Origin of the sequence: Streptomyces wedmorensis (assembly GCF_000716445.1) — a bacterium.
Classification (GTDB): Bacteria; Actinomycetota; Actinomycetes; order Streptomycetales; family Streptomycetaceae; genus Streptomyces; species Streptomyces wedmorensis.
Window position 1 is genome coordinate 152,222 of sequence record NZ_JNWK01000002.1, and the last position, 19,455, is coordinate 171,676.

Consider the following 19,455-nt stretch of genomic DNA (forward strand, 5'->3'; position numbering starts at 1 on the left):
CGTTACCGTGTGTCGGAGCCTGTGGATAACTCGGGCACCGAGGACGACCTGGGAGCACGACCGACATGCCGGACACCGCCGAAGCCGCTGCCGCCCTGCTTGCGGGCGCCGCCGCACAAGGGGCGGGCAACACGCTCCGGATCGTGCTGCTCGTCTCGCTCGTGGGCGGCGCGCTGCTCGCCTGGTTCCTGCTGCGCGGCTACGGCGGCGACGACGCGGACGCCGCCGACGCGGCCGGCGGACCCGCGAGCCGTACGGACGGCGACACGGACCACGACGCCAACGCCTGAGTCGGCGTGAGCGCCTCGGGACGGCCCGCATACGATGTGCGCGAAGTCTCCGCTCCCATCCCCGATCGATAGGTCTGCTGAAGATGAGCCTCCACAGCACCGCCGCCAACCTGGTCTCTCTTGCCGAGGGCGCCGAGCACGGCGGCAACCACGACAGCCTCAGCCCCTACCTCACCGGCTTCGGCGCCTTCGGTGCCCTGCTCCTGCTGCTGTGGATCACCACCCGCTTCAACCGCGACCGCTGATCCGGCGACCACTGATCCGGCGTCCGCTGCCGTGCCAGTAGGCTCTGCACGCATGGGAGAGCAGGAAGTGCCTACTGGCGGGCGCGGGAAGCGCCGAGTCGGCGTGATGGGCGGAACCTTCGACCCGATCCACCACGGACACCTGGTGGCGGCGAGCGAGGTGGCCGCCCTGTTCCACCTGGACGAGGTGGTGTTCGTACCGACCGGGGAACCGTGGCAGAAGAGCCACAAGGCGGTCTCGGCGGCCGAGGACCGGTACCTGATGACCGTCATCGCCACGGCGTCCAACCCGCAGTTCTCGGTCAGCCGCATCGACATCGACCGCGGCGGCGCGACGTACACCATCGACACTCTGCGGGACCTGCGTTCTCTCAACAGCGACTCGGACCTCTTCTTCATCACCGGGGCCGACGCGCTGTCGCAGATCCTCACCTGGCGCGACGCCGAGGAGCTCTTCGCGCTCGCCCACTTCATCGGTGTCACCCGACCGGGCCACGACCTCACCGACGACGGACTGCCCAAGGGCGGCGTCTCGCTGGTCGAGGTCCCCGCGCTCGCGATCTCCTCCACCGACTGCCGGGCGAGGGTCGCGCAGGGGGATCCGGTCTGGTACCTGGTTCCGGACGGCGTGGTGCGCTACATCGACAAGCGCCAGCTGTACCGCGGCAAGTGAGCTTCGGGGAGGGGCACCGGTGAACGATCAGCAGCATCCGTACGACCCGTACTATCCACAGCAGCCGCAGATCATCGGCTATGACGAGTACGGGCAGCCGGTGTACCAGCAGCCCGCGCAGCACTACGACCCGTACGCCGGCCACCAGCAGCAGGCGCAGCAGCAGCCGCAGCAGGCATACGGCTACGACCCGTACGCCCAGCAGCAGCCGCAGGCGCCGCAGCCCCAGGCCCAGCAGCCGCCGTACGACCCGTACGGCCGGCAGGGCTACGCCTACCCGCAGTCCTACGACACCGGGCAGCAGTGGGCCGCCCAGGCCGAGCCCGTCCCGGCGCAGGCCGCCCCCGTCGCCCCCGAACCGCCGGCCGCGCCGGTCGCGGCCCCGGCCGGCGTCCCCGGCCAGCGGCCCGCTCCCGAGCGGCCCGCCCCGGCACGGCAGGGCGACGACGACCGGCAGTACCGCACCGAGCAGTTCTCCTTCATCGAGGAGCCCGACGAGGACTCCGAGGACGTCATCGACTGGCTCAAGTTCACCGAGAGCCGCTCGGAGCGGCGCGAGGAGGCCAGGCGCCGCGGCCGCAACCGGGTCATCGCGCTCGTCGTCGTCCTCGCGCTCGCCGTCGTCGGCGGCGTCGGCTACCTCTGGTCCGCCGGCATGCTCCCCGGGACGTCCGCCCCGGAGCAGAAGGGGAACACCGCGACCGGCCCGCAGAAGCGCGACATGATCGTCGTCCACCTCCACGACCTCAAGAGCGGCGGCACCTCCACCGCCCTCCTGGTGGACAACACGACCACCCGCCAGGGCACCACGATCCTGCTCCCCAACTCCGTCGTCGTCGCCGACGACGAGGGGGCCGCGACCACCCTCGGCAAGTCGGTCGAGGACGACGGATCCGGCGGCACCCGCGAGGCGATCGACAACCTCCTCGGGACGAAGATCACCGGCACCTGGCGCCTGGACACCCCGTTCCTCGAGAACCTCGTCGAGGCCGTCAGCAGCATCGAGACCGACACCGACACGGACGTGCCCGACCCGAAGAAGGGCGCCGAGCCGCTCGTCAAGAAGGGCGAGAAGCAGACGCTGAACGGCCGCGCCGCCGTCGCCTACGCCACCTACCGGGCGCCCGGCGAGGCCGAGGCCAAGCAGCTCCAGCGCTTCGGCCAGGTCATGTACGGGGTGCTGCGCAAGATCTCCTCCGACCCCGAGGTCGCCATGGTCACCGTCGAGACCCTCCAGCAGATCCTCGACCCCTCCCTCCCGGAGAAGGACCTCGCCGCCTCCCTGGCCAAGCTCGCCGAGCACGCCAAGATCGGCGACTACAAGACGGCCCTGCTCCCGGTCGGGCAGGACGGGACGCTGACCGAGGGCGCGAGCGACAGTGTGGTGAAGGACATCCTCGGCGGAAAGGTCACCGCCCCCGAGGCCGGCGACGTGCCCCGGGTCTCGCTGCGGGACGGATCCGGCAAGAAGGCCACGGAGGCCGCCCGGGTCGTCCTGATCAACGGCGGCTACGCCTTCGTTGGCGGCAGCACCGGCGACACCCAGGAGAAGTCGCAGGTCGTCTACGGCGACGACGCGCACAAGCCGACCGCGGTCGAGGTGGCCAAGACGCTCGGCCTCCCTGAAGGCTCGGTCACCAAGGGGAAGCCGGTGGGAGCCGCCGCGGTGACCGTGATCCTCGGCCAGGACTACAAGATCCCGGGAGCCTCGTAGCGGCGCTCCGGAAATCGTTGGCGGGGCCGTCGGCGGTCCGTGAGACCCTGGAGGGGTACTGGACCGCCGACGAAAGCCTGCTTGTGACCGCCACGGACCGTTCCATCGAGCTCGTCAACGCCGCCGCACAGGCGGCCGCAGACCGGCTCGCGCACGACATCATCGCGTACGACGTCAGCGACGTGCTGTCGATCACCGACGCCTTCCTGCTCGCCTCCGCGCCCAACGACCGCCAGGTCAAGTCGATCGTCGACGAGATCGAGGAGCGCCTGAACAAGGACCTCGGCGCCAAGCCGGTCCGCCGTGAGGGCGACCGCGACGCGCGCTGGATCCTCCTGGACTACGTCGACATCGTCGTCCACGTCCAGCACAGCGAGGAGCGCGTCTTCTACGCCCTGGAGCGGCTGTGGAAGGACTGCCCCGAGCTGCCGCTGCCCGAGGACGCGCAGAAGACCCGGGGCAAGGGCGCCGAGCACGCCGCCCTGACCGGTGTCGACCTCTCCGACCACGCCGCCGGCCTGCCCGACGAAGTGGACGGTGAGCTGAGCTGAGCACCACCAAGGGCGGCAGCGGCCGCCGCATCGTCCTCTGGCGCCACGGCCAGACCTCCTGGAACCTGGAGCGCCGCTTCCAGGGCTCGACCGACATCGAGCTGACGGAGGTCGGCGTCGGCCAGGCGCGCCGCGCAGCCCGGCTGCTGGCCGCGCTGAAGCCGGACGCCATCGTGGCCTCCGACCTGCAGCGCGCGGCGGCCACCGCCGCCGAGCTCGCCGCGCTCACCGGCCACACCGTCGTCCACGACTCCGCGCTGCGCGAGACGTACGCGGGGGAGTGGCAGGGGCTGACCCACCACGAGATCGTGGCGCGGTACGGCGAGCAGTACGCCGCCTGGAAGCGCGGGGAGCCCGTGCGCCGGGGCGGCGGCGAGCTGGAGACCGAGGTCGCCGACCGGGCCGCCCCGGTGGTCCTGGGCCACGCGGACAAGCTGCCCCAGGACGGCACCCTCGTCGTGGTGAGCCACGGCGGCACGATCCGCACCACCATCGGCCGGCTGCTCGGCCTGGAGGCCCGCCACTGGGAGAGCCTGGGCGGCCTCTCCAACTGCTGCTGGTCGGTCCTCGGCGAGGGCGCGCGCGGGTGGCGCCTGACGGAGCACAACGCCGGCACGCTGCCCGAGCCGGTCCTCGGCGACGACGACTGAGACCGTGGCCGGGCCTGCCGGACCCGGATTTCACTTTCCGGCAGGTCACAGGCTAGAGTTCTTCTTGTTCGGATCGCACAGCGCGAAGAACGGAAGAACACGAGGGGCTATAGCTCAGTTGGTAGAGCGCCTGCATGGCATGCAGGAGGTCAGGAGTTCAATTCTCCTTAGCTCCACAGTCACCGAATCCCGTCCCCACCAGGGGGCGGGATTCGTCGTTGTGCCCCTTCCCGCTGCGCGCACCCGCCCTGACGCCTCCTCGCCGTCACGTCTCCGCGCGCAGGGCCTCCATCCCGAGGCGGCTCTCCTCGTCGTTCGGCGAGTAGGCCACGATCCGGCACTCCGGCATCCCGTTGACGGAGAGGGAGACCGAGGTCAACCGGACCTCGCCCACCCGGTCGTGACGGAAGGTCTTCACCCGGGTCCCCGGCGGGACCACGTCACCGCTCCGCCAGAGCCTGGCGAACTCCGGGCTGGCCTCCGACAGGCGCCGTACGAACTCCTCCCAGGCGGGCTCGCCCACATGGCGTCCGTACGCGCCGCGCAGCTGGGCCACCATCAGCGGCAGCTCCCGCTTCCGGTCGACCACGGGACACCTGGGGTCGGGCACGCTGAAGAGCGCCCACAGGACGTTGCGTATGCCGAACGGGCCGGTGTCCAGGCCCGGTCCGTCCTGCATGAGGAGCCGCTCGTACATGGTGTTGGTCGCGAGCACGTCGTACCGCGCGTTGTAGAGCACCGCGGGGTGCGGGTCCAGGGCGTCGAGGATGCCCTGGATCTCCCGGCTGACCACCTCGGAGTCCGGGGCCGCCCGGTCGGGGGCGTACGGCACCTCGGCGAGGTGGTACAGGTGCTCGCGCTCGGGCCGGTCGAGGCGGAGCGTGCGCGCCACGGCGTCGAGGACCTGCGCAGAGGCGTTGATGGGACGGCCCTGTTCCAGCCAGGTGTACCAGGTCACGCCGACCCCGGAGAGGTGGGCGACCTCCTCGCGGCGCAGCCCCGGTGTGCGGCGGCGCAGGCCCGGCGGCATGCCGACGTCCTCCGGTGTCACCCTGGCCCGGCGGCTGCGCAGGAACGCTGCCAGTTCCGGCCGTCGACGCCGCTGTCTCGGTGCTGCCACGATCGTCACACCCCCATGGTCGAGTCCCCGTGCCGCCGCTGCCAGGTGCTGTCGGTACCAGCATCGGCGGGCTCTCGTTACCCGTATCGGATCGTCGTCATGCTCCTCGCATGTCCTCGACCACGACACGTCCCTCCCTCAGTAAAGACCGCGGCACCGACAACCGACCCGGAGTACTGCTCGGCGTGGTGCTCGCCGCCCAGTTCATGGCGCTCCTCGACGTCTTCATCGTCAACGTCGCCGCCCCCACCATCCGTACCGAACTCGCCGCGTCCGGAGCCGCGCTCCAACTCGTCATCGCCGGATACACCATCGCCTACGCGGTGTTGCTCATCACCGGCGCGCGGCTGGGCGACCTGCTCGGGCACCGCCGCATGTACCTCGCCGGCCTCGCCCTCTTCACCGCGGCATCCCTCGCCTGCGGACTCGCAGCGGGAACCGGCCAGTTGATCGCCTTCCGGCTCGTCCAGGGCGCCGGCTCGGCCCTGATGATCCCGCAGGTGCTCAGCCTCATCCAGCGCAACTTCACCGGCGAGCAGCGGGTCCGCGCCCTCAGCGCCTACTCCGCGGTCCTGGCCACCGGCGCTGCCGCCGGACAGGTCGTCGGCGGCGTCCTGGTGAGCGCCGACCTCTTCGGCACCGGCTGGCGGCCGGTCTTCCTCGTCAACGTCCCGATCGGGCTCGTCCTGCTCGTCCTCGGCACCAGGTCCCTGCCCCGCGACCGCCGCACCGCGCCCACGCGCGCGCGTGCCCTCGACGTGCCTGGCCTGCTCCTGCTCGCGGCCGCCGTGTCCCTGCTGACCGTCCCCCTGGTCCTCGGCCAGGAGCAGGACTGGCCGCTGTGGTCCCGGCTCTCGCTCGGCGGCTCCCTGGTGCTCCTCGCGGCCTTCGGCGCGTACGAGACGGGGCTGGCGCGCCGCGGCGGGACGCCGCTCATCGCCCCGCGGGTCCTGCGCGTCCCCGGCATGGGGCGGGCCGTCCTGTGGATCACCGTGGCGATGGGCGTCAACGCCGGTTTCCTGTTCACCCTGACGCTGCACCTCCAGGGCGGCCTCGGCCACAGCGCGCTGCGCGCCGGACTCACGTTCGGACCCGCCGCGGTGGTCTTCGGCGCCGCCGGGCTGACGTGGCGGCGCGTGCCTGCCCGGCTGCACCGCGCACTGGTCCCGTGCGGATTCCTCCTCGCGGCCGCGGCCGCCCTCGCCATCGGCGGGCTGCTCGGGGGCGGCACCTCGGGCGGCTGGGGGCTCTACCCGGCCCTGGGAGTGCTGGGAGCGGGCATCTCGCTGGCCTTCAGCCCCGCCCTGACCGGCGCCCTGGCCACCGTACGGGCCGAGGACGCGGCCGACGCCAGCGGTCTGCTCGCCACCGTCACCCAGCTCGGCCAGCTCATCGGGGTCGCCACCTTCGGCACGCTCTTCCTCGGCCGCCTCGCCGGCCCCGGAGCACAGAATTCCGCCGACGCGCTGTGGGCGACCACCCTCGCCCTGGCCGCCGCCTCGGTCGTGGGCGCGGCCTCGGCGGTGCTCCCGCGCCGAGCGCGCTGACCCTCTTGCGGGGCCATGGCAGAATCGGACGGCCGGAGGGGGACGAGGCTCCGGACGGGAGGGTGACCCAAGTGCTCGGCGACAACGGCGGGGCGTCCTGTGGGTGCACGGCCTGCGGCCACGGCTGGAGCTGATCGATGGGTGCACACAGGCGGAAGTGCGACTGGTGCGGCAGCGGCACGCCCATCGTGCGCGACATGGACCCCGTCAACACCGGGTTCCAGTACTGGTGTGAGGAGTGCGCGCGGGCGCTGATCATAAAAGGCGACCCGATCGAGACGTACCGCGAGCTGGAGGGCGAGCCGATCTACGGCCGGCTCCTGGACGAGCACTGCACCCTCAAGCGGTTCTACTCCTTCGCCACGGCCTGACGCCGCAGGGTCAGCGCGTACCCCACGAGGAGCGCCGTCGTCGTCAGCGGGTAGACCGCCGAGAGCAGCATCTGCCCCGCGTTCTGGTCCAGTTCGGGACGGCCCGGGTCGTGCGGCACCCACCACAGCGCGAACGAGGCGAAGGCGAGGGCGACCGCCCCCGTCACCGGCCACGTGCGCGTGGCGCGGTCCGCGAGCAGGATCAGCAGCGGCACGCACCAGACCCAGTGGTGGGACCACGAGATCGGGCTGATCATCAGGGCGGTGAACGCGCAGACGACCACGGCCACGGCCTTGTCGCCGCGCACCGCGGCCCGCACCGCGAGGACCATCGCCAGGCCGCCCAGGAGGGCCGCGGTCACCGCCCACCACATGCCGGGGTCGTCGGTGTGCATCAGGCGTGCCAGGACGCCGCGGATGGACTGGTTGCCGGTCTCCTCGGCGAAGCCGACCCGGCCCGTCTCGAACAGCGTCTCCGTCCAGAACCGCTTCGAGTCCGCCGGAAGCGCCAGCGCCACGGCCAGCGTGGTGCCCAGGAACACCCCGGTCGCCGTGACCGCGGTGCGCAGCCACTGGTTCCAGCCCCGGTCCCGGCGCCACAGCAGCAGGCCGGCGGCGAACAGCAGGACCACGAAGAGCCCCGGTGTGAGCTTCACCGCGGTCGCCAGGCCGATGCCCAGACCGGCCCAGCGGCTGCCCTCGCGGCGGGTGAGGTCCCAGAGGACCGCCACCGCTATCAGCAGGTTGATCTGGCCGTACCGCAGCGTCGTCCACACCGGCTCGCACCAGACCACGACCGCGGCGACCCAGAGCGTCGTACGCCACAGGTCCGTGCGGGACAGCGACGGGCGGACCAGCTGGAGCGAGAGCTGGACCAGGGCGACGACCAGGAGCAGGTTGCCCGCGGTGCAGAGCGTCCGCATCAGCGGCACGCCCACCAGGGTCAGCGGGACGAACAGCAGGGCCGCGAAGGGCGGGTAGGTCATGCCGAGGTTCGCCGACGTGGCGCGCATCGCGTAGAGATCGCCGCCGGCCCGGACCGTCTCGCCCTCGGCCCGGTAGACCATCACGTCGAGCATGTTCACGTGGGCGAGGCGTTGCGCCACCCAGAAGGCCGCGAACGAGAGCAGACAGGCCGCCGCGGCGGTGGCCAGGGGCCACGGCCGGACGCGGGTTTTCGAGAGCACGGAGACGGACACAGTCGGCGACCCTACCCGGCTGGTCAGAGGGGTCATGAGAATCGATTTGGAGATCTGGCCGGGAGCCGGTTAATGTTCTGTCTGTCGCCGCGAGGGAAACCGAAACGGAGACGGAAAACAGCAAGGGGCTATAGCTCAGTTGGTAGAGCGCCTGCATGGCATGCAGGAGGTCAGGAGTTCAATTCTCCTTAGCTCCACAGAAGAGAAAGCGGGCCACCCGGATCGGGTGGCCCGCTTTCTCGTTGTCTCACGATCGTCTTCCTGTTCGTCCTCCTCGCCTCCGTCATCCCTGGAACGCCGGTGCGGCCCGTCCGGGCCCTGCGGTACCCTGGCGCCATGCGTGCCGTACGCCTCCTGCTTACCGAGCCGCGCTGACCAGTCCCGGCGGACGACAGACAATCCGTCGGAGTCGGCGCGGCATCCCCTCCTGTGCGAGGGGATTTTTCATTTCGGCAGTCAGTGGCCGTGGGCAGAGACGATCGATGGAGCTTCAAGGACCATGACCGAGATCAATACGGCCGCCGAGACGGCGGCTCCGCATCGCTACACGGCAGCCATGGCCGCCGACATCGAGGCACGCTGGCAGGACTTCTGGGACGCCGAGGGCACCTACGAGGCGCCGAACCCCACCGGTGACCTGGCGGGCGACCCCGCGGTCGCCGCCCGGCCCAAGAAGTTCATCATGGACATGTTCCCGTACCCCTCGGGTGCGGGCCTGCACGTCGGCCACCCGCTCGGCTACATCGCCACGGACGTCTTCGCCCGCCACGCGCGCATGACCGGTCACAACGTGCTGCACACGCTGGGCTTCGACGCCTTCGGCCTGCCGGCCGAGCAGTACGCCGTGCAGACGGGCACGCACCCGCGCGTGTCCACCGAGGCCAACATGGAGAACATGAAGGTCCAGCTGCGCCGGCTGGGCCTGGGCCACGACAAGCGCCGGTCGTTCGCCACGATCGACCCGGAGTACTACAAGTGGACCCAGTGGATCTTCCTGCAGATCTTCAACTCCTGGTACGACGACGAGGCCAGGAAGGCCCGTCCGATCGCCGAGCTGATCGAGCAGTTCGAGAACGGCACCCGTGAGGTCCCCGGCTCCGCGGGCGCGTGGAGCGAACTGAGCGCCGCCGAGCGCTCCGACGTCCTGGGCGAGTACCGCCTGGCGTACGCCTCCGAGGCCCCCGTCAACTGGTGCCCCGGCCTGGGCACCGTCCTGGCCAACGAGGAGGTCACCGCCGACGGACGCTCCGAGCGCGGCAACTTCCCCGTCTTCAAGTCCAAGCTGCGCCAGTGGAACATGCGGATCACCGCCTACGCGGACCGCCTGCTGGACGACCTGGACGGGCTGGACTGGCCCGAGGCCATCAAGCTGCAGCAGCGGAACTGGATCGGCCGGTCCGAGGGCGCCCGCGTCGACTTCCAGGTCGGCGACACCGGCGCGATCACCGTCTTCACCACCCGCCAGGACACCCTGTTCGGCGCCACCTACATGGTTCTGGCGCCCGAGCACGACCTGGTCGAGAAGATCGTCCCGGCGGCCTGGCCCGAGGGCACCCACGACGTGTGGACCGGCGGACACGCCACCCCGTCCGAGGCCGTCGACGCCTACCGCAAGCAGGCCGCCTCCAAGTCCGACGTCGAGCGCCAGGCCGAGGCCAAGGACAAGACCGGCGTCTTCACCGGCGCGTACGCGACCAACCCGGTCAGCGGCGAGCAGGTCCCCGTCTTCATCGCCGACTACGTCCTGATGGGCTACGGCACCGGCGCCATCATGGCCGTCCCGGCGCACGACACCCGCGACTTCGCCTTCGCGCGCGCCTTCGAACTGCCGATGCGCTGCGTCGTCGAGCCGAGCGACGACCGCGGCACCGACCCGGCGACCTGGGACGACGCGTTCGCCTCCTACGAGGCGAAGCTGGTCAACTCCGCCAACGACGAGATCTCCCTGGACGGCCTGGGCGTCGTCGACGCCAAGGCGAAGATCACCGCCTGGCTGGCCGACCGCGGCATCGGCGAGGGCACCGTCAACTTCCGGCTGCGCGACTGGCTGTTCAGCCGCCAGCGGTACTGGGGCGAGCCCTTCCCGATCGTCTACGACGAGGACGGCGTCGCCCACTCGCTGCCCGAGTCGATGCTGCCGCTGGAGCTGCCGGAGGTCGAGGACTACTCGCCGCGCACCTTCGACCCGGACGACGCCGACACCCGGCCGGAGACCCCGCTGTCCCGCAACGAGGACTGGGTCAACGTCACCCTGGACCTGGGCGACGGCGCCGGCCCGCGCCGCTACCGCCGCGAGACCAACACCATGCCCAACTGGGCAGGCTCCTGCTGGTACGAGCTGCGCTACCTGGACCCGCACAACTCCGAGAAGCTGGTCGACCCCGCCGTCGAGCAGTACTGGATGGGCCCGCGCGAGGGCATGCCGACCGGCGGCGTCGACCTGTACGTCGGCGGCGCCGAGCACGCCGTGCTGCACCTGCTGTACGCGCGCTTCTGGTCCAAGATGCTGTTCGACCTGGGCCACGTCTCGTCGGCCGAGCCGTTCCACAAGCTCTACAACCAGGGCATGATCCAGGCCTTCGTCTACCGGGACGCGCGCGGGATCGCCGTACCGGCGGCCGAGGTCGAGGAGCGCGACGGCGGCTTCTGGTACCAGGGCGAGAAGGTCAGCCGCGTCCTGGGCAAGATGGGCAAGTCCCTGAAGAACGCGGTCACGCCCGACGAGATCTGCTCCGAGTACGGCGCCGACACGCTGCGCCTGTACGAGATGGCGATGGGCCCGCTGGACGTCTCGCGCCCCTGGGACACGCGCGCCGTGGTCGGCCAGTACCGGCTGCTGCAGCGCCTGTGGCGCAACATCGTCGACGAGTCGACCGGCGAGGTCACGGTCGTCGACACCGCGCCCGACGAGGACACGCTGCGCGCCCTGCACAAGGCGATCGACGGCGTCTCGCAGGACATGGCGGCCATGCGCTTCAACACCGCCATCGCCAAGATCACCGAGCTGAACAACCACCTGACCAAGTCCGGCGGCGCGATCTCCCGGTCGGTCGCCGAGCAGCTGGTGCTGCTGGTCGCCCCGCTGGCCCCGCACGTCTCCGAGGAGCTGTGGCGCCGGCTGGGCCACGCCGACTCGGTCGTCCACCAGGACTTCCCGGTCGCCGACCCGGCGTACGTCGTCGACGAGACCGTGACCTGCGTCGTGCAGATCAAGGGCAAGGTCAAGGCCCGCCTGGAGGTCTCCCCGTCGATCACGGACGCGGAGCTGGAGACGCTGGCGCTGGCCGACCCGCACGTGGTCGCGGCGCTGGGCGGCGCTGAGATCCGCAAGGTGATCGTGCGCGCGCCGAAGCTGGTCAACATCGTCGCCGGCTGACGGAGAGCCGTCGGCCGGCGGGACATCGCCGGCCGACGGCGCATAGGGGTTTCCCCTACGGGCAGGTTGGGGGTTCCGATGGAACCCGCGGCCTGCCTCTTCCGTTTACGGTGGAGATACCACAGCCGTGGAGATTCGACGGATGCCGGAGGGGCACACATGGAAGCCACGATTATCACGATCATGGCGCTGCTCTTCTTCGCCTTCGTGGCGCTCGGGGTGTTCGTCACCGTGAAGGCCGTGAAGGCCGCGAAGCGTGGCGTCGACCGCACCATCGACCAGGCCCGACGCACGGTCGAGGACACCACGCTGCGGGCCAAGAGCCTCGGCCAGGGCGGGATCGCGGGCGAGCTCGCACGGCTGCGGCTGAGCCTGCGCACCTCGATGCGGGCCACCCAGGAGGCGCTCCAGGCGGGTGCCGTCGAGGACGCCTCGCTGAAGGAGTCCCTCGAACTCTTCCACCGGCTCAGCGCCCACGGCCTCGAACTGGACGGGGACCTCAAGCGCCTGGAGCGGGAGCCCGACCGGGCGTGGGTCGCCGGGCAGCTCCCCGAACTCACCGCGCGGACCGAGCGGATCACCGGCTCGGCCGACGCGCTGCGGCGCGCGGCGCGGGACCGCGCCCTCAAGTTCGCCGAGGACGACCTGTCGACGCTCAGCGCCCAGATCGACGTCGAGGCGGGCGCCCTGCGCCACTGGACCGACCCGGAGACCGCTCCGGGAGCCGCTGCCGGTCCCGCGCACGACGTGACTCCCGGGACGCCGGCCGGAGGGAACCCCGGCGCGGCACGCGGCGCCGAGCCGTCCGCGATCACCGCGCCCGACCCCCGACGGACCGCCTACCCCTGGGAGAAGACCTCCCGGCCGGAGACCACCACCTGACGGAACGATCAGCCCCGGTACCCGGACGCGGCCGCGCGCTGGACCGGGCGCCGCGAGCCAGGACTGATCGGCAGGCACGCGTGAGGGGGGTCGGGCTGCCGCGCGGCGGCCCCGGCGGGTAACCTCCCGCTCATGTCCCGGCATGTCGCGATCCTCACCGATTCCACGGCCTATCTGCCACGCCAGACGAGGGAGCGGCACGCGATCATCACGGTCCCGCTGACCGTCGTCATCGGCGACCGAGCCCTCGAGGAGGGCACCGAGATCTCGGCCGTGGCCCTCGCCGAGGCCCTGCAGAAGAGGCGGCCCGTCACCACGTCGCGTCCGAGCCCCGAGGTGTTCGCCGAGGCGTACCGCGAGGCGGCCGCAGCCGGGGCGACGGGCATCGTCTCGCTCCACCTCTCCGCCGAGGTCTCCGGAACCCATGACGCCGCCGTGCTCGCCGCGAAGGACGCGCCCGTACCCGTGCGGGTGGTCGACACCCGCATGATGGGCATGGCGCTGGGCTTCTGCGCCCTGGCCGCCGCTCGGGTCGCCGAGGCGGGCGGCTCGCTCGACGAGGCGGTCGCGGCGGCCGAGAAGCGAGCGGCGGGAACCTCCGCCTACTTCTACGTCGACACCCTCGACTACCTCCGCAGGGGCGGGCGCATCGGCACCGCGCAGGCCCTCCTCGGCTCCGCCCTCGCGGTCAAGCCCCTCCTCGAACTCGACGGCGGGCGCATCGAACTCCGGGAGAAGGTCCGGACGGCCTCGAAGGCCATCGCGCGCCTGGAGGAGATCGCCGTGGAGCGCGCCGGCTCCGGCGCCGTCGACATCGCCGTGCACCACCTCTCCGCCCCCGAGCGCGCCGCCGCCCTCGCCGACCGGCTCAGGGAGCGCGTACCGGGCGTCGAGGAGCTCCAGGTCAGTGAGGTGGGCGCGGTCATCGGCGCGCACACCGGCCCGGGACTCCTCGCAGTGGTCGTCTCGCCGCGCTGAGGCCCCCTGCCGCGCTGAGGCCCTCCGGCGCCGGTGGGCCTTCCTTCGCGCAGAGGCCCTCCGGCGCCGGTGGGCCTTCCTTCGCACAGAGGCTCTCCGGCGCCGGTGGGCCTTCCTTCGGGTGGAGGCCTTCCGGCGCGGTGGGCAGCCCTCCGCTCTGAGACGCTCCGTCCCCCGGGAGGGTGACGGAGTTGTCCACAACGGCTGCCTCGTCCACGGAACGGAAGCGAGTCCCGCACGGCCGGGTCGTGACTCCTACCGTCACGAGCATGACTCTTCGCACACGCATCGCATCGACCGCTCCCGGGACCCTGGGCTCCGCGGGTACGTCCACGAGCGGGCCCGGCAGGCCGCCGGGCTCGGACGGGCGGAGCCGGCCCGTCGGACACGGCACGTCTCCCGGCCGGGCCCGGAGGCGCGCCCGGGTGAGGCGGGTCGCCGTGGTGTCCCCCGCCGCCGTACGGCAGCGGGGGGAGGCCATGTTCCCGGCGACCGCACAGCCGGTGCCGTCCGCCGCGTCCCCTGGGGGGCCGGAGACCGGGTGGCCGCCGGAGGCGCGGGAGGAACCGGCGACGCCGGAGCGCGGCTCGCCGCCCGGGGCGCGGGCGCGGCTGGCGGCGGCCGTCCGTGAGCGGGCCCCGGTCTGGGTGCAGACCAGGTGCGGCCTCGAACCGAGGACGCTGGCCGCCCTGACCGTGTTCCTCGTCGTGGCCGCGGGCGTCGCGGGCGGGTACTTCTGGGCGGGACGGCCGGAGGCGGTGCGCGCTCCCGAACTCGTCCGTGCCGCGCGCCCGGCCACCGCGCCCGCCGTGGTCGCCGCGCCCGGGGTGCGGGCGGGACCGGTGTCGAGGCCCGGAGAGGCTGCCGCTGCGTCCGGGGCGAAGGTGGTCGTCGACGTGGCGGGGAAGGTGCTCAGGCCGGGCGTGCTGACCCTCCCGGCGGGCTCGCGGGTGGCGGACGCGCTGCGCGCCGCCGGCGGGGCGCGTCCCGGAGCCGATCTGACCGGGCTCAACCGGGCCCGTGTCCTGTTCGACGGCGAGCAGGTGCTCGTCGGTGTGCCGGGGATGCCGTCCGGCGGAGCCGGATCAGCCGGCGGGAGCGCGAGCGGCGGCGGTGGGCCCGGGGCGCCGCTGAGCCTCAGCACGGCCACGGTGGAGCAGCTCGACACGCTCCCAGGCGTCGGACCGGTCCTCGCCCAGCACATCGTCGACCATCGCGTCGAGCACGGCGGCTTCCGGTCGGTCACGGAGCTGCGCGAGGTCAACGGCATCGGCGAGCGCCGGTTCGCCGACCTCGAACCGCTGGTGCGGCCATGAGGCGCGACACGCCGCCGTGGGACGAGGGGCCGGTCGATCTCCGGCTCGTTCCGCTCGCGGTGGCCGCCTGGGCGGCGGCCGCGGGTGCCGTGGGCGTCGCGGGGTGGTGGACGGCGGCGGGCGTCGCGGTCTGTCTGCTGGGGGCCGTGGTCCTGCTGGTGCCCGCGGTGGCTCGGCGGTTCGGCGGTGGTGCCGGCGGACGGGACCTGACGGGGCCGCGGGAGACGCGCGGTGCGGACATGGGCCGGGACTCGCCCGGGTGGCGGTTGCGGGCGACCGCGTGCGCCGGGGTGTTGTTGTGCGCGGCGGCCGGGGCCACTTCGGCGGGGCTGCACGCGGCGGACCTGCGACGCGGGCCCGTGCCGGCCGCGGCGGGGGAGTACGCCAGGGTGTGGACGGAGGTGACGGTGACCTCCGATCCGCGGCTCACCAGGCCCCGGGTGCGGGGTGACGCGACGGCTCCGGTCTCGGTCGTCATGGATGGCGAGGTGACGCGGGTCGGGCGGTCGGACGGATCGGTCCACCGGACCCGCGCGCCGGTGCTGGTGATCGTGCCGCCGGGCGAGGGGAGGGAGGAATGGCTGCGGCTCCTTCCCTCCACCCGGCTGCGGGTCGGCGGGCGGCTCGCGCCACCACTGCGGGCCGGGGAGCCGTTCGCCGCGGTGCTGAGGGCCGACGGGACGGGGCCGCCGCGGATCGTGGAGTCGCCGAGCGCACCACAGCGGATGGCGGGCGACCTGCGCGCCGGGCTGCGGAAGGCGACGGACGGACTCGCCCCGGACGCGCGGGCCCTGCTGCCGGGGCTGGTCGTCGGGGACACCTCCCGCGTCGGTCCCGATCTGCGGGACGCCTTCGAAGCCGCCGATCTCACCCACCTGTTGGCGGTCTCCGGAAGCAACCTCTCGATCGTCCTGCTGCTGCTCGTCGGGCGCCCCGGGCGGGCGCACCAGGTGGAGAGGGGTGGACTCGCGCCCCGGCTCGGCATGTCGCTGCGGGTCACCGCGGTGGCCGGGGGAGTGCTGACCCTGGCCTTCGTGGTCGTCTGCCGGCCCGATCCGAGCGTGCTGCGCGCGGCGGCCTGCGGTTTCGTCGTGCTGCTCGCGATCGGTACCGGCCGGCGGAGATCGCTGGTTCCCGCGCTGGCCGCCGCCGTGCTCGTCCTGGTGCTCTACGACCCCTGGCTCGCGCGGAGTTACGGCTTCCTGCTGTCGGTCCTGGCCACCGGTTCCCTGCTGACGGTCGCCCCGCGGTGGAGCGAGGCGCTGCGGCGGCGGAGGATGCCGGGCCGCCTGGCGGAGGCGCTGGCCGCGGCACTGGCCGCGCAGGCGGTGTGCGCTCCGGTCGTGGTGGTGTTCGCCGCCCGGGTGAGCCTGGTCGCGATTCCGGCGAATCTGTTCGCCGAGCTCGCGGTCGCGCCCGCGACGGTGCTGGGATTCGCCACGCTCGCCCTCGCGCCGCTGTGGGCGCGTGGTGCGGAGGGTCTGGCGTGGGTGGCGGGTTGGCCGGCCGGGTGGATCGCGTGGGTGGCGCGCGCGGGAGCGGCGCTGCCGGGCGCGGAACTGACCTGGTCCGGCGGCTGGTGGGGCGGGCTCGGCCTCGCGCTGCTCACGGCCCTGGTCGTGCTCGGGGCGCGCAGACTGCCGTACCGGGGGCCGGTCGCCGTACTCCTGGCGGCGCTGCTGCTGGTCGTGGTGGCGCGACCGGCGCCGCTGGCGCGCTGGGTCACCGGATGGCCGCCGCCGGGGTGGGTGTTCGCGATGTGCCAGGTGGGTCAGGGGGACGCGACGGTGCTCGCGGCGGGCGGGGACGCCGCCGTGGTGGTGGACGCCGGGCCCGACCCCGTACCGGTGGACCGGTGCCTGCGGGAACTCGGGGTGAGACGGGTGCCGTTGCTGGTGCTCACCCACTTCCACGCGGACCACGTGGCGGGGCTGCCGGGTGTGCTGCGGGGACGGTCGGTGGGGGCCATCCAGACCACGGCGCTCGAAGAGCCGCCGGCCCAGGCGGCGTTCGTACGGCGGACGGCGGCCGCCGCGCGGGTGCCCTTGATCCAGGCGGGCCCGGGGGAGGAGCGGCGGGTCGGCGCTCTGGAGTGGCGGGTGCTCTGGCCGCCGGCGGCCGCCGGGGAGCCGGCCGTTTCGGGGCCGTCGGCTGCGGCAGGGGCGTTCTCGGCCGCCGGGAGGCCGTCCGCTTCCAGGGTGGCGTCCGGCGGGCCGAACGACGCCAGTGTCACGCTGCTCGTCCGTACCCGGGGCGGGGTGAGTCTGCTGCTGCTCGGGGACCTGGAGCCGCCGGCGCAGCGGGAGTTGTCGCGGGCTCATCCCGGCCTGGAGCCGGTGGACGTGCTCAAGGTCGCGCACCACGGGTCCGCGCACCAGGACCCGGGGCTGATGGAGGCGGTGCGGCCGCGGCTCGCGCTGGTGTCGGCGGGGCGTGACAACCCGTACGGGCATCCCTCGCCCCGGACGCTGGAGGCGCTGCGGGCGGGCGGGACGCGGGTGCTCAGGACGGACAGGGACGGAGCGATCGCGGTGGCGGGGGCGGGGAGGGGCCTCGTGGCCGTACCGAGAGGGTGGTGAAGCTTGTAAAGAAAACCTTGTAAAGAAGTCTTTCTAAAGATACCTTTCCATCATGCCGGAGATCAGTGAACCGCACCCGGAGGGCGAGCAGCCCCGCAGTATCCGTCTGACCGACCCCCGCGCCCTGCGGGCCTACGCCCACCCCCTGCGGATGTCCCTCGTGGGGCTGCTGCGCAGCATCGGACCCTTCACCGCCACCCGGGCCGCCGAGCTGACCGGCGAATCCGTGGCCAGCTGCTCCTACCACCTGCGCATACTCGCCAAGTACGGGCTCGTGGAGGAGGCGCCGGGCGGGCGGGGGCGGGAGAAGCCCTGGCAGGCCACGGCGCGGTACACGGAGTGGCCCGAGTACAGCGAGGACGCGAGCGTCGCGGAGGCCGCCGACGCACTGAGCGCCGCGGTCGCCGAACGCTACTTCGAGCGGGTCGCCCGGGCCATGGAGAACCGTCACCGGCTGCCGAGGGAATGGCGGGAGGCCGAGCAGTTCGGTGACTCCCTGCTCCACCTCACCCCCGAGGAGCTGACCGACCTCGGAGAGCGGATCGACGCCCTGCTCCGGCCCTACGAGGGGCGCGCGTCCGACGCGTCCCTCCGGCCCGAGGGCGCCCGGCCGGTCAGCATCCTGCGGGTCGCCTACCTGGACCAGGAAATCCCCGACAGCGAAGAGGAGTGAGCGAGATGGCCCTCGTGGAACGCGTACCGGCACTGCTGCGCGAGCGTGCCTTCCGTCGCTACTGGATCGGTCAGACCGTCTCCCTCACCGGCGACCAGATCTCGCTCATCGCCATCCCCCTCGCCGCCGTGCTGATCCTGGGCGCCGACGCCGCCGCGATGGGCTGGCTCAAGACCGCCGAACTCCTGCCCACCCTCCTGTTCAACCTGCCGCTCGGGGCCTGGGCCGACCGCCAGGCGCACCGCAGACGCGCGATGATCGCGGCCGACATGGCCCGGGCGGCGCTGGTGCTGACCCTCCCCGCGGCCTACGCGCTCGACGCGTTGACGCTCGGTCAGCTGTACGCGGTGGCCTTCGGGATCGGGGCGCTCACCGTGCTCTTCGAGGTCTGCAACTCCACGCTCCTGGTGGCGCTCGTCCCCAGCGAGCGCTATGTGCAGGCGAACGCGCTGGTCAACGGCAGTCGTTCGATGTCCTGGCTCGCCGGGCCCGGGATCGGCGGCGTCCTCGTGCAGGTGCTCACCGCGCCGTTCGCCCTCGTCGCGGACGCGCTCACCTACCTGGTGTCGGCCGGTTACCTGGCCCGGATCAGGCCCGTGGAGCCCCCGCCGGCCCCCGTGGCCAAGGGGCACTTCACCGAGGGCCTGCGCTGGGTCCTCCGGGAGTCCTCGATGCGCGCGCTGTTCGCCGCCTCCGGCACCCTCCAGTTCTTCAACTACATGTTCCACACCCTCTTCGTGCTCTACGCGACCGCCGAACTCGGCATCGGCGCGGGACTGCTCGGCCTGATCCTCGGCGCCGGAGCGGTGGGCGGGCTGCTCGGTGCGGCGTTCGCCGGACCGGTCGTCCGGCGGATCGGCATCGGGGCCTCGCTCGTCGTCGGCTTCCTCGGATTCACGCTGCCGCTGCTGCTGATACCGCTGGCCGGAGGGCCGCTTCCGCTGGTGGTGGCCGTCATGTTCGCCGCGGAGTTCCTCTCCTGCATCGGCGTGATGATCGCCGACGTCGCCGGCGGGTCGCTCCAGATGGCGCTGATACCCGACGCCGTGCGGTCGCGGGTCATGGGCGCGTACCGGACGCTCAACCACGGCTTCCGCCCGCTCGGCGCGCTCGCCGGCGGCCTGCTCGGCACCGCGATCGGGCTGCGTCCGACGCTCTGGATCGCCACCGCCGGAGCCGTTCTCGCCGTGCTGTGGCTGCTGCCCTCGCCGCTGCCGCGCATGCGTGAACTGCCCACGAGGGAAGAGGAGTCGGTCCCCGTCGGGTAGCGGCGGACCGTCGACCGGCAGAC

The 19,455-nt window shown here is 72.7% G+C and carries 17 protein-coding genes and 2 tRNA genes; 17 read left to right on the top strand and 2 right to left on the bottom strand.

What is annotated here, in order from left to right; translation table 11 throughout:
* Positions 1-65: 65 nt before the first annotated feature.
* From OO54_RS01870 to OO54_RS01900, 7 genes are all read left to right on the top strand, one after another.
* On the top strand, positions 66-290 hold the full coding sequence (locus OO54_RS01870; RefSeq protein ID WP_017239291.1) for a hypothetical protein: 225 nt from the start codon (positions 66-68) through the stop codon (positions 288-290).
* Positions 291-373: 83 nt separating this feature from the next.
* Positions 374-535 (top strand): hypothetical protein, encoded by a 162-nt coding sequence (locus OO54_RS46290; protein WP_017239290.1) that lies wholly within the window; start codon positions 374-376, stop codon positions 533-535.
* Positions 536-587: 52 nt separating this feature from the next.
* Positions 588-1,208, top strand: coding sequence for a nicotinate-nucleotide adenylyltransferase (gene nadD, locus OO54_RS01880; RefSeq protein WP_078905006.1), 621 nt, complete (start codon positions 588-590; stop codon positions 1,206-1,208).
* A 19-nt stretch (positions 1,209-1,227) separates the two neighbouring features.
* A complete protein-coding gene (locus OO54_RS01885) occupies positions 1,228-2,922 on the top strand; it encodes an LCP family protein (RefSeq protein WP_033201109.1) in 1,695 nt (564 codons plus the stop codon).
* A gap of 83 nt (positions 2,923-3,005) precedes the next feature.
* Positions 3,006-3,473: a ribosome silencing factor gene (gene rsfS / locus OO54_RS01890; RefSeq protein WP_033201197.1), complete on the top strand. Its 468-nt coding sequence runs from the start codon at positions 3,006-3,008 to the stop codon at positions 3,471-3,473.
* Positions 3,470-4,123, top strand: a complete 654-nt coding sequence (locus OO54_RS01895; protein WP_033201110.1) for a histidine phosphatase family protein — start codon at positions 3,470-3,472, stop codon at positions 4,121-4,123. The genes rsfS and OO54_RS01895 overlap by 4 nt, the downstream gene beginning before the upstream one ends.
* A gap of 103 nt (positions 4,124-4,226) precedes the next feature.
* Positions 4,227-4,299, top strand: a tRNA-Ala gene (locus OO54_RS01900).
* A gap of 89 nt (positions 4,300-4,388) precedes the next feature.
* Here the strand turns inward: OO54_RS01900 and OO54_RS01905 are convergent.
* On the bottom strand, positions 4,389-5,252 hold the full coding sequence (locus tag OO54_RS01905) for a helix-turn-helix transcriptional regulator (protein ID WP_078905007.1): 864 nt from the start codon (positions 5,250-5,252) through the stop codon (positions 4,389-4,391).
* 101 nt (positions 5,253-5,353) lie between these two features.
* On the opposite strand from OO54_RS01905, the gene OO54_RS01910 reads away from it, so the two are divergent.
* Together OO54_RS01910 and OO54_RS01915 are read left to right on the top strand one after the other, a co-directional pair.
* Positions 5,354-6,790, top strand: coding sequence for an MFS transporter (locus tag OO54_RS01910; protein ID WP_200146715.1), 1,437 nt, complete (start codon positions 5,354-5,356; stop codon positions 6,788-6,790).
* A 137-nt stretch (positions 6,791-6,927) separates the two neighbouring features.
* The gene (locus OO54_RS01915; protein ID WP_017239283.1) at positions 6,928-7,161 is read left to right on the top strand and encodes a hypothetical protein; all 234 of its coding nucleotides are present in this window, start codon (positions 6,928-6,930) and stop codon (positions 7,159-7,161) included.
* Here OO54_RS01915 and OO54_RS01920 read toward each other — a convergent pair.
* Complete coding sequence (locus OO54_RS01920; protein ID WP_033201112.1) at positions 7,140-8,360, bottom strand: glycosyltransferase 87 family protein; 1,221 nt, start codon at positions 8,358-8,360, stop codon at positions 7,140-7,142. The genes OO54_RS01915 and OO54_RS01920 overlap by 22 nt on opposite strands.
* Positions 8,361-8,484: 124 nt before the next feature.
* Here OO54_RS01920 and OO54_RS01925 point away from each other — a divergent pair.
* The 8 genes from OO54_RS01925 (at position 8,485) to OO54_RS01960 (ending at position 19,432) form a co-directional block, all read left to right on the top strand.
* A tRNA-Ala gene (locus OO54_RS01925) sits at positions 8,485-8,557 on the top strand.
* Positions 8,558-8,859: 302 nt separating this feature from the next.
* Complete coding sequence (gene leuS, locus OO54_RS01930) at positions 8,860-11,736, top strand: leucine--tRNA ligase (protein ID WP_033201113.1); 2,877 nt, start codon at positions 8,860-8,862, stop codon at positions 11,734-11,736.
* A gap of 159 nt (positions 11,737-11,895) precedes the next feature.
* Positions 11,896-12,618, top strand: a complete 723-nt coding sequence (locus tag OO54_RS01935; RefSeq protein ID WP_033201114.1) for a hypothetical protein — start codon at positions 11,896-11,898, stop codon at positions 12,616-12,618.
* 132 nt (positions 12,619-12,750) lie between these two features.
* A complete protein-coding gene (locus OO54_RS01940) occupies positions 12,751-13,596 on the top strand; it encodes a DegV family protein (RefSeq protein WP_033201115.1) in 846 nt (281 codons plus the stop codon).
* Positions 13,597-13,865: 269 nt separating this feature from the next.
* On the top strand, positions 13,866-14,912 hold the full coding sequence (locus OO54_RS01945) for a ComEA family DNA-binding protein (RefSeq protein WP_167348114.1): 1,047 nt from the start codon (positions 13,866-13,868) through the stop codon (positions 14,910-14,912).
* Positions 14,909-17,491: a ComEC/Rec2 family competence protein gene (locus tag OO54_RS01950; protein ID WP_033201116.1), complete on the top strand. Its 2,583-nt coding sequence runs from the start codon at positions 14,909-14,911 to the stop codon at positions 17,489-17,491. The genes OO54_RS01945 and OO54_RS01950 overlap by 4 nt, the downstream gene beginning before the upstream one ends.
* A gap of 52 nt (positions 17,492-17,543) precedes the next feature.
* Positions 17,544-18,164 (top strand): winged helix-turn-helix domain-containing protein, encoded by a 621-nt coding sequence (locus OO54_RS01955; RefSeq protein ID WP_051786652.1) that lies wholly within the window; start codon positions 17,544-17,546, stop codon positions 18,162-18,164.
* Between the two features lie 5 nt (positions 18,165-18,169).
* Positions 18,170-19,432: an MFS transporter gene (locus OO54_RS01960; RefSeq protein ID WP_033201117.1), complete on the top strand. Its 1,263-nt coding sequence runs from the start codon at positions 18,170-18,172 to the stop codon at positions 19,430-19,432.
* Positions 19,433-19,455: the final 23 nt, after the last annotated feature.

Excerpts from the sequence above, each read along its gene's own strand:
- OO54_RS01870 (WP_017239291.1), top strand. The coding sequence starts at position 66 with ATGCCGGACACCGCCGAAGCCGCTGCCGCCCTGCTTGCGGGCGCCGCC.
- OO54_RS46290 (WP_017239290.1), top strand. The coding sequence starts at position 374 with ATGAGCCTCCACAGCACCGCCGCCAACCTGGTCTCTCTTGCCGAGGGC.
- nadD (WP_078905006.1), top strand. The coding sequence starts at position 588 with ATGGGAGAGCAGGAAGTGCCTACTGGCGGGCGCGGGAAGCGCCGAGTC.
- OO54_RS01910 (WP_200146715.1), top strand. The coding sequence starts at position 5,354 with ATGTCCTCGACCACGACACGTCCCTCCCTCAGTAAAGACCGCGGCACC.
- OO54_RS01915 (WP_017239283.1), top strand. The coding sequence starts at position 6,928 with ATGGGTGCACACAGGCGGAAGTGCGACTGGTGCGGCAGCGGCACGCCC.
- leuS (WP_033201113.1), top strand. The coding sequence starts at position 8,860 with ATGACCGAGATCAATACGGCCGCCGAGACGGCGGCTCCGCATCGCTAC.
- OO54_RS01935 (WP_033201114.1), top strand. The coding sequence starts at position 11,896 with ATGGAAGCCACGATTATCACGATCATGGCGCTGCTCTTCTTCGCCTTC.
- OO54_RS01940 (WP_033201115.1), top strand. The coding sequence starts at position 12,751 with ATGTCCCGGCATGTCGCGATCCTCACCGATTCCACGGCCTATCTGCCA.
- OO54_RS01945 (WP_167348114.1), top strand. The coding sequence starts at position 13,866 with ATGACTCTTCGCACACGCATCGCATCGACCGCTCCCGGGACCCTGGGC.
- OO54_RS01950 (WP_033201116.1), top strand. The coding sequence starts at position 14,909 with ATGAGGCGCGACACGCCGCCGTGGGACGAGGGGCCGGTCGATCTCCGG.
- OO54_RS01955 (WP_051786652.1), top strand. The coding sequence starts at position 17,544 with ATGCCGGAGATCAGTGAACCGCACCCGGAGGGCGAGCAGCCCCGCAGT.
- OO54_RS01960 (WP_033201117.1), top strand. The coding sequence starts at position 18,170 with ATGGCCCTCGTGGAACGCGTACCGGCACTGCTGCGCGAGCGTGCCTTC.